Origin of the sequence: Plantibacter sp. ME-Dv--P-122b (genome assembly GCF_030209375.1) — a bacterium.
Lineage (GTDB): Bacteria > Actinomycetota > Actinomycetes > Actinomycetales > Microbacteriaceae > Plantibacter.
The window spans coordinates 15,546-28,129 of record NZ_JARVSC010000002.1 but is presented as its reverse complement, the minus strand read 5'-3'; the positions used below and the strand labels follow the sequence as shown (position 1 = coordinate 28,129).

At 69.4% G+C, this 12,584-nt stretch carries 11 protein-coding genes and 2 tRNA genes; 4 read left to right on the top strand and 9 right to left on the bottom strand.

Annotated features, from left to right (window positions below; all coding sequences use genetic code 11):
• Positions 1-26: 26 nt before the first annotated feature.
• A tRNA-Pro gene (locus QRN19_RS03615) sits at positions 27-100 on the bottom strand.
• Positions 101-293: 193 nt separating this feature from the next.
• On the opposite strand from QRN19_RS03615, the gene QRN19_RS03610 reads away from it, so the two are divergent.
• Positions 294-364 (top strand) — tRNA-Gly (locus tag QRN19_RS03610).
• Positions 365-736: 372 nt separating this feature from the next.
• Here the strand turns inward: QRN19_RS03610 and QRN19_RS03605 are convergent.
• Positions 737-2,008, bottom strand: a complete 1,272-nt coding sequence (locus QRN19_RS03605; protein ID WP_285025302.1) for an HNH endonuclease signature motif containing protein — start codon at positions 2,006-2,008, stop codon at positions 737-739.
• A 274-nt stretch (positions 2,009-2,282) separates the two neighbouring features.
• Here QRN19_RS03605 and QRN19_RS03600 point away from each other — a divergent pair, with 274 nt between their 5' ends.
• The gene (locus QRN19_RS03600; protein ID WP_079705708.1) at positions 2,283-2,474 is read left to right on the top strand and encodes a hypothetical protein; all 192 of its coding nucleotides are present in this window, start codon (positions 2,283-2,285) and stop codon (positions 2,472-2,474) included.
• Here QRN19_RS03600 and QRN19_RS03595 read toward each other — a convergent pair.
• Positions 2,471-3,007 (bottom strand): gamma carbonic anhydrase family protein, encoded by a 537-nt coding sequence (locus QRN19_RS03595; protein WP_285025301.1) that lies wholly within the window; start codon positions 3,005-3,007, stop codon positions 2,471-2,473. The two genes, QRN19_RS03600 and QRN19_RS03595, sit on opposite strands and share 4 nt — an antisense overlap.
• Before the next feature lie 215 nt (positions 3,008-3,222).
• On the opposite strand from QRN19_RS03595, the gene QRN19_RS03590 reads away from it, so the two are divergent.
• Positions 3,223-3,711: a Dps family protein gene (locus tag QRN19_RS03590; RefSeq protein WP_064295149.1), complete on the top strand. Its 489-nt coding sequence runs from the start codon at positions 3,223-3,225 to the stop codon at positions 3,709-3,711.
• A gap of 81 nt (positions 3,712-3,792) precedes the next feature.
• On the opposite strand, the gene QRN19_RS03585 is transcribed toward QRN19_RS03590, so the two are convergent.
• The 6 genes from QRN19_RS03585 to QRN19_RS03560 form a co-directional block, all read right to left on the bottom strand.
• Positions 3,793-4,470 (bottom strand): response regulator transcription factor, encoded by a 678-nt coding sequence (locus tag QRN19_RS03585; RefSeq protein WP_502928024.1) that lies wholly within the window; start codon positions 4,468-4,470, stop codon positions 3,793-3,795.
• 4 nt (positions 4,471-4,474) lie between these two features.
• A complete protein-coding gene (locus QRN19_RS03580) occupies positions 4,475-5,848 on the bottom strand; it encodes a sensor histidine kinase (protein WP_285025300.1) in 1,374 nt (457 codons plus the stop codon).
• Between the two features lie 110 nt (positions 5,849-5,958).
• A complete protein-coding gene (locus tag QRN19_RS03575; RefSeq protein ID WP_285025298.1) occupies positions 5,959-7,512 on the bottom strand; it encodes an amidohydrolase in 1,554 nt (517 codons plus the stop codon).
• A 37-nt stretch (positions 7,513-7,549) separates the two neighbouring features.
• Positions 7,550-8,551, bottom strand: coding sequence for an Fpg/Nei family DNA glycosylase (locus tag QRN19_RS03570; RefSeq protein ID WP_285025297.1), 1,002 nt, complete (start codon positions 8,549-8,551; stop codon positions 7,550-7,552).
• Positions 8,552-8,613: 62 nt separating this feature from the next.
• Positions 8,614-9,102, bottom strand: a complete 489-nt coding sequence (locus QRN19_RS03565) for a ribose-5-phosphate isomerase (protein ID WP_085510673.1) — start codon at positions 9,100-9,102, stop codon at positions 8,614-8,616.
• A 35-nt stretch (positions 9,103-9,137) separates the two neighbouring features.
• The gene (locus tag QRN19_RS03560) at positions 9,138-9,761 is read right to left on the bottom strand and encodes a mycothiol-dependent nitroreductase Rv2466c family protein (RefSeq protein WP_285025293.1); all 624 of its coding nucleotides are present in this window, start codon (positions 9,759-9,761) and stop codon (positions 9,138-9,140) included.
• 142 nt (positions 9,762-9,903) lie between these two features.
• On the opposite strand from QRN19_RS03560, the gene pepN reads away from it, so the two are divergent.
• Complete coding sequence (gene pepN / locus QRN19_RS03555; RefSeq protein ID WP_285025292.1) at positions 9,904-12,447, top strand: aminopeptidase N; 2,544 nt, start codon at positions 9,904-9,906, stop codon at positions 12,445-12,447.
• Positions 12,448-12,584 lie beyond the last annotated feature (137 nt).

Sequence of the window (12,584 nt, the reverse complement as noted above, 5' to 3'; positions counted from 1 at the left end):
GCCTCAGTTGAGGACGCAAAACGGAGTCGGGGCGACAGGATTCGAACCTGCGACCTCCCGGTCCCAAACCGGGCGCTCTACCAAGCTGAGCTACGCCCCGGATCGGCGACAATCCGGCCAGCCGGCCCGACCGACGAGCGGTGGGCGAAATGGCCTCGGTCAGTCTAGCCCAGAATCTGTGCGGTCCCTGTGCGGTTTCCGGCGCGGAACCGGGCTCGGGACACGGAGCTGCACGGATGGACGCTCGGGATGCAGTAGCATTACCGGGTGAGTTCGTCGCACTGCGACGCCTCGGGGATGTAGCTCAATGGTAGAGCCTCAGTCTTCCAAACTGATTACGCGGGTTCGATTCCCGTCATCCCCTCTCCATTCGTCAGAACCATGCAGCGCCGCGAAGGCAGGCGCGACGGTTCGTCTCCGGTCCAGCGGCCTTCGACGCCGCGCGCTTCGACATGCTCAGAGACCGATACATCCCGAGCGAACCTCTCCCGGTCACTGAGCTTGTCGAAGTGCCCACGGGAACGCCTCATCATTCCGGGCGAACCTCTCCCGGTCACTGAGCTTGTCGAAGTGCCCACGAGGAACCCTCATCACTCCGGGCGCACCTCTCCCGGTCACTGAGCCTGTCGAAGTGCCCACGGGAACGCCTCATCATTCCGGGTACACCTTTCTCGGTCGCTGAGCCTGTCGAAGTGCCCACGGGGAACGCTTCGACAGGCTCAGGGACCGGCAGGGGTCAGAACGGCGCGGGATCGGGTTCGGTCCGATACTGCTTCTCATCGGGTGTCGTCCAGTTGAGGACCCCGCCGGGTCCGTGGTCGAGGTTCCACCCGGGGAGATGCTTCATCCGGTGGTGATGTCGGCAGAGGCAGGCGAGATTACCGACATCCGTCGTCCCGCCGTCCTCCCAGGCGACCGAGTGATCGAGGTCGCAAGCCCGGGCTCGCCTCCCGCAGCCCGGCGCCCGACAGGTGCCGTCCCGAAGCCGCACCGCGCGTTGCAGATCAGCCGGGACCCGATATTGATTCCGCCCGACCGACAAGATCGCGCCGGTCTCAGGCTGAACGAGGATCCGAGTGAAGCTCGGCGCGTTCACCGCAATACGTGCCGCGGTTTCCGGGTCGATCGGACCGTACCCATCGAGGGTCGCCGGGGCGTCGCTGACACCGGCCATGCTGAGCGCCGGGACCGTGATCTGCACGGTCGGCTTGATGTGCTCCTGGACCTCGATCGGGTGCGGAAGGACCGGGCTGGTCATGACGTCCTCGGGTGTGACGCCGGTGAGGGCGAGCGCCGCCAGGGCGTCCGCCTGCAGCTGGGTGCACGTGCGGGCGTCACCCGCGGCGCGCGACTCCGCTGCCGCCGCCTCGATCCGCTCGATGATGCCCTGCGCGATGGGTGCCGTGGTGAAGAGGTGCACCCAGGCCATGCCGTCCGCTGCGGGCTCGAACTCCGCCCGACGGTCGGCCTCGGATCGGGTTGCGCGTGCGGTGATGGACTCGGGGTGGAGGCGCTCCCGCAGGACGCGGGCGCGTTGCCGGAGGTACGAGGCGGTCGCGCTCTCGGCGACCGGTAGCACCTGCTCGAGGAACACCGCCCGCCCAGCAGCAGGGACGTCGCAGAGCTGGTCGGTGATCACCTGGGCGTGCCAGGCGGAGATGCGGCCCGCCTCCAGTGACGCCAGTACGGCCGGTGCTTCGTTGACGAGACGCTCGGCGTCGTTCGTCGCCCGCTGGACTGTCCGCTCCGGCGTCCGCGTCGTCATCGCGAGAGCCGCACACGCCGACCGACGGGAGAGCGCCCGGCGCTCAGCCGGCGGGAAGGCGGCTGGGACCGTGGCGTCCGCGAAGGCATCGGCGTAGGCGGCGGAGCGGGCCAGGAGGCGCGCCTTCCGTGCGTCCAAGACGGCCTGCTGCCGGTGGATCTCAGCCCACTCATCCGAGAACTCCGCGAGCTGCACGGCGTACTCGTCGCCGACGCGGATCGCAGTGGAGGTGGTCTCGGTCATGGGACAAGTCCATCATGGACCACTGACATTCCAGATGCTGAGCTGGCATCGGTGTGGGGGTCTCCTCGTGCGCCCTTCGACAACCTCAGGGACCGAAAGAGCTTACTCAGGGACCGGGAGAAGATCACCGGAGCGGGAGGTCCCTCGTTCGCCCTTCGACAAGCTCAGGGACCGGGAGAAGATCGCCGGAACGGGAGGTCCCACGAGTGCCCTTCGACAGGTCGTCGTGTGGGGAGGCCGGAGGACAGGATGCGCGACGCCCTAGGCTGAGCGCATGCGACTCGACGCGATCTGGCCCCATATCTGGACGGTGGCCGGCGCGCTCGTCTTCTTCGTCGGGGTGTACGCACTCGCGACCGGGCGCCTCGGCGTCGGACTCATCTGCATGATCGGCTGCGTCGTCTGCCTGTCCGGCTCGCTCGCCGCGCAGCGTCGCCTCAGGAAGCGCGACGCACGCCGCCGCTAGTCCTCGTCGACGGCCGCAGCGTGGACCGCTCTGAGGGCGACGTAGTGTGCGGCGTTCTGCCGGATCGCCTCCTGCTCGTCGGGCGTCAGCTCCCGCCGCACCTTGGCCGGGACCCCCGCGACGAGCGAGCCGGGCGGCACGATCATGCCCTCGAGGACTACCGCTCCCCCGGCGACGAGCGACCCGGCACCGATCACGGCGCCACTCAGGACCACGGACCCCATGCCGATGAGGCAGTCGTCCTCGACGGTGCAGCCGTGGACGACCGCGTTGTGTCCGACGGAGACGTTGCGCCCGATGACCGTCGGGTGGCCGCTGTCCGTGTGCACGGCGACCCCGTCCTGGATGTTGGACCCCGCGCCGAGCGTGATCGCGTCGGAGTCCGCACGGAGGACGGCGTTGTACCAGACACTCGAATCAGCGGCGAGTGTGACGGCGCCCACCAGCATGGAGCCCGGCGCCGTGTAGGCACTCGGATCGATCTGGGGCGAGCGTCCGTCTGAGAGTTTCCTGACCGTACCGTGCAGTGTCATACCGGCCACGCTATCGCAGGCCGCCCCGGCCGACGGGAACCCGCGTCGTTCCGGGGCGGATCGCCGGTACGGTCAGGCTTTCCTTGCTGAGTGCACCCTTCGTAAGCCGAGCCTCGACTTCCTTGCGGAATGTCTGCGGCTGAGTACCGTTGCATCCAAGCAGACCGACGAATCCGCCCGACCAGGGCCTCACTCGTCAACGAAGGGGAAACACCATGACCGACATCACCACCTCAATTCCGCAGGCCGTCGCCAACCCGGACGTCGCAGCAGGCACCGCGCAGTTCCTCAGCCCCGTCGTCGTCGACCTCACCGCCATCGTCGTCAACGGCAAGCAGGCCCACTGGCACGTCCGTGGCGCGAACTTCATCGGCGTCCACGAGCTGCTGGACGACATCGTCGACCACGCACAGGAGTGGGCAGACCTCGCCGCGGAGCGCATCGTCGCCCTCGGCCTCCCGGTCGACGCACGGCTCAGCACCGTCGCCGCTAAGACGAGCACGCCCGAGCTGAGCGAGGGCTTCCAGCAGTCCGACCGCACCATCGCCGAGGTCATCGCCCTCATCGACGCCGCCTCCGCCTCGGTCAACACCGCGGTCGACGAGCTCGACGAGCTCGACCAGACCAGCCAGGACATCGCGATCGAGATCGCCCGCGGCCTCGACAAGGACCGCTGGTTCCTCTTCGCGCACCTCAGCCGGTAGCACCCCGGCGGGACGACCCGCCAGCACCACCCACGAAGGGGCAGTCATCCGTGACTGCCCCTTCGTCGCGCGTGTCACCCTTCAACCGTTGCGCTGGAGCAGGGCGAGGACCGCGAGGACGCGTCGGTGGTCGCTTCCGGAGTCCTCGAGACCGAGCTTCTGGAAGATGGCCGAGATGTGCTTCTCGACCGCACCGACACCGACCCGCAGGTGTTCGGCGATCGCCGTGTTCGTGCGCCCCTCCGCCATGGCGGAGAGCACCTCCGTCTCACGTGGCGTCAGGCCGACCAACGGATCGCGCTGTGCTGCGAACAGGGTGCGGACGACGTCGGGGTCGAGGACGGTCCCTCCCCCGACCAGCCGGTGGATGGCGTCCTGGACCTCTTCCAGGGAGGCCACGCGGTCCTTGAGCAGATAGCCGATCCCGCGCCCGCCGTCCGCGAGCAGCTCCCGGGCGTAGACGGTCTCGACGTACTGGCTGAGCAGCAGGACGGGGAGGTCGGGATGCACGGCACGCAGCGCTATCGCCGCTCGGACCCCTTCGTCCCGGAACGTGGGCGGCATACGGACGTCCATGACGATGAGGTTTGGTCGGTCCGCCGCGAGTCCGTGCTGGAGCGCCTCCGCATCGCCGTACGCGGCGACCGTGACGAAGCCCGCCTCGTCGAAGAGTCTGATCAAACCCTCGCGGAGGAGCGTCGAGTCCTCGGCGATCACGATGCGGAGCGGTCCACCAGCGGCACGGTCGGGGCTGATCACCCGTTCAGCCTACGGGGAGCGAGATCGAGACGGCGCTGCCACGTGCGACACCGTCCCACACCGGGGCCGGCTCGATCACCAGTCTCCCGCCAAGGCCCTGCGCCCGTTCCGTCAGGCCTTCGAGGCCGTGGCCCGGTTCCAGGTGCGCGCCGCCCCGACCGTCGTCCGTCACGCGCAGGGTGAGCTGCGAACCCAGCTGCTGGTCCACCGTCGCGTGGGCCTCGACGCCGGCCCGCCGCGCATCCGCATGCTTCGACACGTTGGTCAGGAGTTCGGCGACGATGAAGTAGATCCCGCGTTCCGTCTCCCGAGGCAGCGTCACCGAGGAGACGACCGCCAGCTCCGTCCTCGTCGGCACCGGACACCGCGCGGCGAGGTCGTCGAGTGCGGCGACGAGGCCGCGGTCCTGCAGCAGTGGCGGCATCAGGCCCTTCGAGAGCGCACGGAGTTCGTCGAGTGTCTCGGCGGCCTGGGCCCGCGCCTCGCCCAGGAGCGAGCGTACCGAGGCGGGGTCCGTGTCGAGGCGTCGTTCGGCGGCCGCGAGATCCATCTGCAGCCGGACGAGTCGCTGCTGCGGACCGTCGTGGATGTCCCGCTCGAGCCGCCGCACCGCGCCCGCCTCAGCCGAGACGGCGGCACCGCGTGCACGTCGCTCCGCCAGCAGCTCGGCTCGCAGCTCCTCCTGTGGCCGCGCACCGAACAGCCCGGAGGCGATGGCGTGGTGCAGCAGCACCAGCACCCGGAGGATCAGCGGGAGCGTCACGAGGAACACGACACCGAGCACGAGATTCCAGAGCTTGTCGGCGAGCAACACCTCAGACGGGTCCAGCGTGGGAGCCAGCAGCTCCGCGAAGCCCGAGGACGAACCAGCCGAGAGCCGGTCCGCCCAGATCCAGTACGTCGTGCCGGCGACGGCACCCACGGTCCAGGTGATGGTCAGCCCCCAGGTGATGCCCCCGACGATCGGGTTCACGAGGACCGTGTGCAGTGCCGCCAGCCACCAACGCGGTCCGGCGAGTGGAGCGAGCACGGCACCCAGTGTCGTCTCGGTCCCGATGGACGACCGCCAGGCTCCTCGTCGGATCGGCGGGAGCCCCGTCGTGCGGAGACGCGCGACCTCCATCTCCACGAACGCCCGCGAGACCCAGAGGCCGCCGACGATGATCAGGAGACCGACCCCCAGGATCGCGAGCCCGAAGCCGAGCGAAAGGATCACGACGGCGACGACGCTGCCGGCGATCACGATCGGCAGGTTGGGCAGCAGGAACAGGAGCGATCCGGGGACGTCCCGCCAGAGCCGACCATATCGCCATGCGCCTCGGGTGGAGGGATCAGGCTTCGCCGACGCGTCGAGCTGCCGGCCGATGGCGGTGGTCATGAACGAGGTCCTTTCGACGGAGCGGTCCCGGCTCTCGCGCCGGGCTCACCTCAGTCTGTTCGGCTCCGCCGACGAGCGGCATCCGGTGGACGCCCCGTTCCGATCGGGGGCTATCCCCCGGCCGGGTGGACGGATGGAGCCGCCGTCAGGCGCCCACCCAGCATCGTCGCACGGACCGGCATGGTGCGCAGGGCCTCCGGCGCGCAGGAGAACGGGTCGAACGGCACGATGACGAGGTCGGCGGGGCGGCCGACGGCCACGACGTCGTCGTCCCCTCTGGTCGACGCCGCCAGCGCCTCCTCGACCGTGATGGCCTGCTCCCCATGCCAGGCCTCACGTCCGTCTCGACTGCGCGTCACGGCCGCGGCGATGGAGACCCACGGGTCGAGCGGGGCGACCGGGGCGTCGGAACCGAGTCGGAGCGTGGCACCGGCGTCGAGGAGGCTGCGGAGCACGAAGGCGCGATCGGTGCGCCCGGCCCAGTGGACCTCCGCGATGTCCCGATCGTCCATCGCGTGTTCCGGCTGGACACTCGCCGCCGTCCCGGTCCGGGCGAACCGTTCCAGATCCGATGCCCGGAGCAACTGTGCGTGCTCGATCGTCCCCGTCGCGCCAGTCGTCTCGATGGCGTCGAGGGCGAGGGTGTTCGCCCGGTCGCCGATGGCGTGCACCGCGCAGTGGAGTCCGTTGGCGGTCGCCAGCGTGAGCAGGGCCGTGAGCCGCTCCGGTGGCACGTTGAGCATGCCGTGCGCATCGGCTCCCGGGGCCGAACCAGGGTAGGGCGCTTCGCAGCAGGCCGTCCGGGTGTTGAGGGATCCGTCGGTGATGACCTTGAACGGCCCGACCTGCACCAGGCCGTCCGTTCCGGCGAGCACTCCCCCGGTCACGAGCCCGGCGTCGATCGCGCGCTCGAGGTGCTCGGCGTAGACGCCGAAGGAGATGCGGAGCGCGCGAGTCCCGTTCCCGACCCGACGGATCCAGTCAGCGGCGTTCCAGCGCATCTCCAGGTCGACGACACCGACGACGCCGCGGGATGCCGCCTGATCGGCTGCGGCGTCGACCCAGCGGTCGGAGAGCTCGTCGGCGACCTGGTCGAGCTGTTTGAGGACGGCGAAGGACTCCTCCTCCCGCAACAGGCCGGTGGGATGGTCGGCGAAGCCCGTGGCCCGGAGCGCCGCGCTGTTCAGCCAGCAGCAGTGCAAGTCGGCACTGACCAGCACGACCTCGCGGTCCGGTGCGATCGCGTCGAGCAGTGCGAACGTCGGCGTGTCCGGCCAGAGGGCGTCCCGGAACCTCGCGCCCTCGACCCAGCCGTCACCGTCGGCCTCCTGAGCGATCCGCTCAGCGACCAACTCGACCGCCTCGGCGGCGGATTCAGCAGAGGACAGGTCGACGCGCCTGGCCGTGCGCGCCCACTGGGTGAAGTGCACGTGGTGGTCCCAGAGCCCCGGCAGGAGGAAGCCACCACCGCCGTCCAACACACCGGGGTCGCTGCTACGGAGGACCTCGGGGTCGGCGGGTCGGATCGCCACGATCGCGCCGTCCTCGAGCAGGACGTCGACCCGTTCGGCGTCGGACGAGCCTCCGCGGCGCGGTCCGGACAGGTGGACGTCGGCGATCGTCGTGACGAGGTCGCCGTCGCGTCCAGGGCGGTACTCGGTCATCACATCGGTCCTCGTCGGTTGGGCAGGCGGGTTCGGTTCAGCGCTGACAGTTCGGGCACCAGTACAGCTTGCGGGCGCCCATCTCCTCGAGGAGGATGTTCGTCCCGCAGACCCGGCACGGCAGTCCCTCCCGCTTGTAGACCCAGTGGCGATCGGCGCGGTTGGCCATCGCGAGGCGATAGTCGGCCGCCGACAGGTCGTCCATCGTCATCATCTGTCCGGTCTCGACCCCGATCGCGAGCAACCGCGTCCAGTCGAGCCAGATCTCGCGAAGCGTCTCGACGGGGACCGTCTTCCCGGTGCGGTGCGGATCGAGACGGGCGCGGAACAGGAGCTCGGCGCGGTAGACGTTGCCGATCCCGCTGATGATCTGCTGATCCATGAGGAGCAGACCGATCGGGGAACCCTTGCGGTGCGCACGCGACACGAACCGCTCCCCCGCTTCCACGCTCGGGTCGAGCAGTGGATCCGGTCCGAGCCGATCGATGACGGCCTGCACCCCGCCGGCGTCGATCACCTCGCAGGCGGTCGGCCCGCGGAGATCCGCCACGGTCGTCTCGGTCAACAGCCGCACGCGCACCTGACCCACCGGTTCGGGTGGGAACCGCTCGTCGATCTCGGCGAGTGGACTCGACTGCTCGGACATCCGGACCCGGGCCCGGCGCGGTGCACCGATGCTGTGCAGGGAGTTCTCCCCGTCCGCATCGTGGATCGGCGCATCGTCGTCGTCGAGCACCGTGCCGCGCTGGTTCGTCTGCCCCATGCGACCGTTCGAGGCGGCGATGGTCGGGTCCGAGCGGATCTCACCGGCGAAGTCCCATGCGCCGTACAGCCCGAGGTGCACCCGCAGCCACAGTCCGTCGTCGAACTCGAGGAACATCTGCTTGCCCACGGCCTTGGCGTCGGTGACCGTCCGGCCGTCGAGCACGGCGGCACCCTCGGCGAAGCGCCCCTGGGGGGACGACACGGCGACCCGGTGTCCGACGAAGTTCTGAGCGAACTGTCGGGCGATGCGATGGACGGAGTGCCCCTCGGGCATGGTGACTCCTCACTCGGTGGGGGCGCGATCCGGCGCGCCGCGCGGTGGCGGTGGAGGACGCGTCAGGCGTCGACGTGCTTGCCGGCGATGGTGCCGGTCGCCTCGAACTCGGCGAGCTGGGCGATCCGACGGGCGTGACGTTCCTCGAGGCTGAACGGCTCGGCGATGAACGCGTCGATGAAGGACACCGCCTCGTCGGTGCTGTGCTGACGCGCACCGATCGAGATGACGTTGGCGTCGTTGTGCTGCCGAGCCAGCTGCGCCGTGCTGAGGTTCCAGACGAGCGCCGCGCGGACACCGACGACCTTGTTCGCAGCGATCTGCTCGCCGTTGCCCGAGCCGCCGAACACCACGCCGAGGGCGTCCACACCGGCCTGCTGGTCGCGCACGACGGCCTTCGCCGCGTTGATGCAGAACGCCGGGTAGTCGTCCAACGCGTCGTACTCGGCCGGGCCGTGGTCCACGACGTCGTGACCGGCTGCGCGCAGGTGGTCCTGCAGGAACTGACTGAGCTCGAGACCGGCGTGATCGGTGGCGATGTGGATGCGCATGGGGAAAGTCTAGGGTTCCGGGCGCCGGCGCCGCGTCAGTCGAAGATCGGGTCCGCCGTGCGGCTGCGCTTCAGCTCGAAGAAGCCCGGGTAGGCGGCAGCGGCGACGACACCGTCCCACAGTGCGAGCGCCTGCTCGCCCTTCGGCGCCGGCGAGATGACGGGTCCGAAGAACGCCACGTCGTCGATCGCGATGACGGGGGTGCCGACGTCCTGACCGACCCGTCCGATGCCGTCGAAGTGGCTCTCGCGCATGGGCCCGTCGTAGGTGTCCGTCGTCGACGCTTCGGCGAGCGCCGCCGGGAGCCCGGTCTCGGCGAGGGCTTCGGCGATCATGGCGTCGACGTCCTCCGCGCGTCCGCCGGGGTGGATCCGCGTTCCGAGCGCGTCGTAGAGGGGCTTGACGACCGATTGTCCGTGTTCGGCTGCGGCAGCGGCGACGAGCCGTGTGTATCGGAGCGCCCGGGGGAAGAAGGCCCGGTACTCGTCGCTGACGTCCTGGTCCTCGTTGAGGACGGCGAGGCTCATGATGTGCCAGTGGACGTCGAGGTTCCGGGCGTCGGTGACCTCGTCGACCCAACGCGAGGTCATCCAGGCCCATGGGCAGGAGGGGTCGAACCAGAAGTCGACGCGGGTGGTGTCTGCAGCGGTAGTCGTCATGTCGTCACCCTACGCGCCGATCACCGTCGACTCCCCCGAAACGGACGGACGGCGGGTCTAGGCTGGTTGACCGTGCCGCGGTCGTCACGAGCGACCACGTGCAGTTCACACGTCACGTGTCCATCAACACCAGGGAGCAGTTGTGCCAGGAGAGAACCTCACCCGAGTCGAAGCCCAGGAGCGCAGGGCGCTCGTCGACACGTCGAGCTACGAGGTCGTGCTCGACCTCACGACCGGTCCCGAGGTGTTCCGCAGCACCACGACGGTGCGCTTCACCGGTGAACCGGGTGCCTCGACCTTCATCGACGCCATGACGCGCACCGTCCACTCCGTCTCGCTGAACGGCGTCGAGCTCGACCCGTCGACCGTCTCCGACGGCGTTCGCATCCAGCTCGACGGCCTCGCTGCGGAGAACGTGCTCGTCGTCGACGCGGACGCCGAGTACACCAACACCGGTGAGGGCCTCCACCGCTTCGTCGACCCCGTCGACGGTGAGGTGTACCTGTACAGCCAGTTCGAGGTGCCGGACTCCCGTCGGGTGTTCGCGGTCTTCGAGCAGCCCGATCTGAAGGCGTCGTTCACCTTCACGATCACGGCGCCCGAAGCCTGGCAGGTCGTCAGCAACTCCCCCACGCCTGAGCCGGTACCGGCGCACGACGGCGCGGCGACTTGGAGCTTCGCGCCGACGCAGCGCATCTCCTCCTACATCACGGCCATCGTGGCCGGCCCGTACGACGTGGTGCGCAGCGAGCTCACGTCGAGCGACGGCCGGACCATCCCGCTGGGTGTCTTCGCGAGGAAGAGCCTGGCGGAGTACCTCGACGCCGACTACATCTTCGAGAAGACGCGCCAGGGCTTCGCCTACTACGAGGAGAAGTTCGCGTACCCGTACCCGTTCGAGAAGTACGACCAGCTCTTCGTCCCCGAGTTCAACGCGGGTGCGATGGAGAACGCCGGCGCGGTGACCTTTACCGAGACCTACGTGTTCCGCTCGAAGGTGACCGACGCGATCAAGGAGCGCCGGGTCGTCACGATCCTGCACGAGCTCGCCCACATGTGGTTCGGCGACCTCGTCACCATGAAGTGGTGGAACGACCTGTGGTTGAACGAGTCGTTCGCCGAATGGGCTTCGACGATCGCCACCGCTGAGGCCACCGAGTGGACCGAGGCCTGGACGACGTTCAACGCGATGGAGAAGACCTGGGCGTACCGCCAGGACCAGCTGCCGTCGACGCACCCCATCGTCGCGACCATCAACGACCTCGAGGACGTCCAGGTCAACTTCGACGGCATCACCTACGCCAAGGGTGGCTCCGTCCTGAAGCAGCTCGCCGCCTGGGTGGGCATCGAGGCGTTCTTCGCCGGCGTCGGCAACTACTTCCGGAAGCACGAGTTCGGCAACACCGTGCTGGACGACCTGCTCGTCGAGCTCGAGGCGACGAGCGGCCGCGACCTCCGCGAGTGGTCGAAGCTGTGGCTCGAGACCGCGGGGGTCGGCACGTTGAGCCCGGAGTTCACGGTCGACGCCGACGGCGCGTTCACCGCGTTCACCGTCCGGCAGACGGTCCCCGCGGACTACGACACGCTGCGCCCGCACCGCCTCGCCATCGGCCTGTACCGGCTGCAGGACGGCAAGCTCGTCCGCACGGAGCGCGTCGAACTCGACGTCGACGGGGCGCTCACCGAGGTGCCGGAGCTCGTCGGTGAGACGCAGCCCGACCTGGTGCTGCTGAACGACGACGACCTCGCCTACGCGAAGATCCGCCTCGACGAGCGGTCGCTCGCGACGGCGATCGGCCACCTCGCCTCGATCGAGGACCCGCTCGCACGCTCGCTGGTCTGGGGCGCTGCCTGGGACGCGACCCGCGACGCCGAGTCGAGCGCCTCCGACTACGTGGAGCTCGTCCTCGGCAACATCGCCACGGAGACCGAGTCGACGACCCTGCGCACCACGCTCGGCCAGCTCGGTCTGGCCGCGCGCAACTACGTCGCTCCGGAACGCCGCCTGGCGACCATCTCGCGGGTCGGCGACGCGCTCTGGACGCTGGCGCAGGAGGCGGAGGCCGGCTCCGATGCGCAGTTCCAGTTCGTGAAGTTCTTCGCCGCCCTCGCCTCGACCCCTGAGCACGGCGAGCACCTGCGTGCGCTGCGCGACGGCTCCGCTGCGCTCCCGGGTCTGGAGATCGACACCGACCTCCGCTGGGAACTCCTCGAGGGCCTGGTCCTCCTCGGTCTCGCGGACGGTTCGGACATCGATGCGGCGCTCGCCGAGGACAACACGGCGAACGGTGCGCAGGCGGCCGCTCGCGCACGGGCGACGATCCCCACCGTCGAGGGCAAGCGTGCAGCGTTCGACTCGGTCGTCGAGCACGACGACCAGCCGAACGCGATCGTCCGGAACGTCGGTCTCGGGTTCGGGCACGTCATCGACCCGGCCGTCCTGCAGCCACTCGTCGAGCCGTACTTCGCCACGCTCACGACGGTCTGGGAGTCGCGCAGCTACAAGATCGCCGAGTACATCGTCGAGGGGCTCTACCCGGCGGCGCTCGCCTCCACCGAGCTCCGCGACCGCACCCGCGCGTGGTTGGACGCCAATCCCGACGTCCCCGCACTCCGACGCATGCTCGTCGAAGCCCTCGCCGGGGTCGAGCGGGCACTCGCGGCACAGGCACGGGACGCCGCGTGATCCACTCGGCCGGATAGCACTCCGGTACCAGGATCCTCTGGCAAGAACCCCTCCACGGCACGACCCGCTGTGGAGGGGTTCTCCGTATCCTGGAGGGATGCGCGGCCCAGCGAACGACGACCGACCCTCAGGGTCGT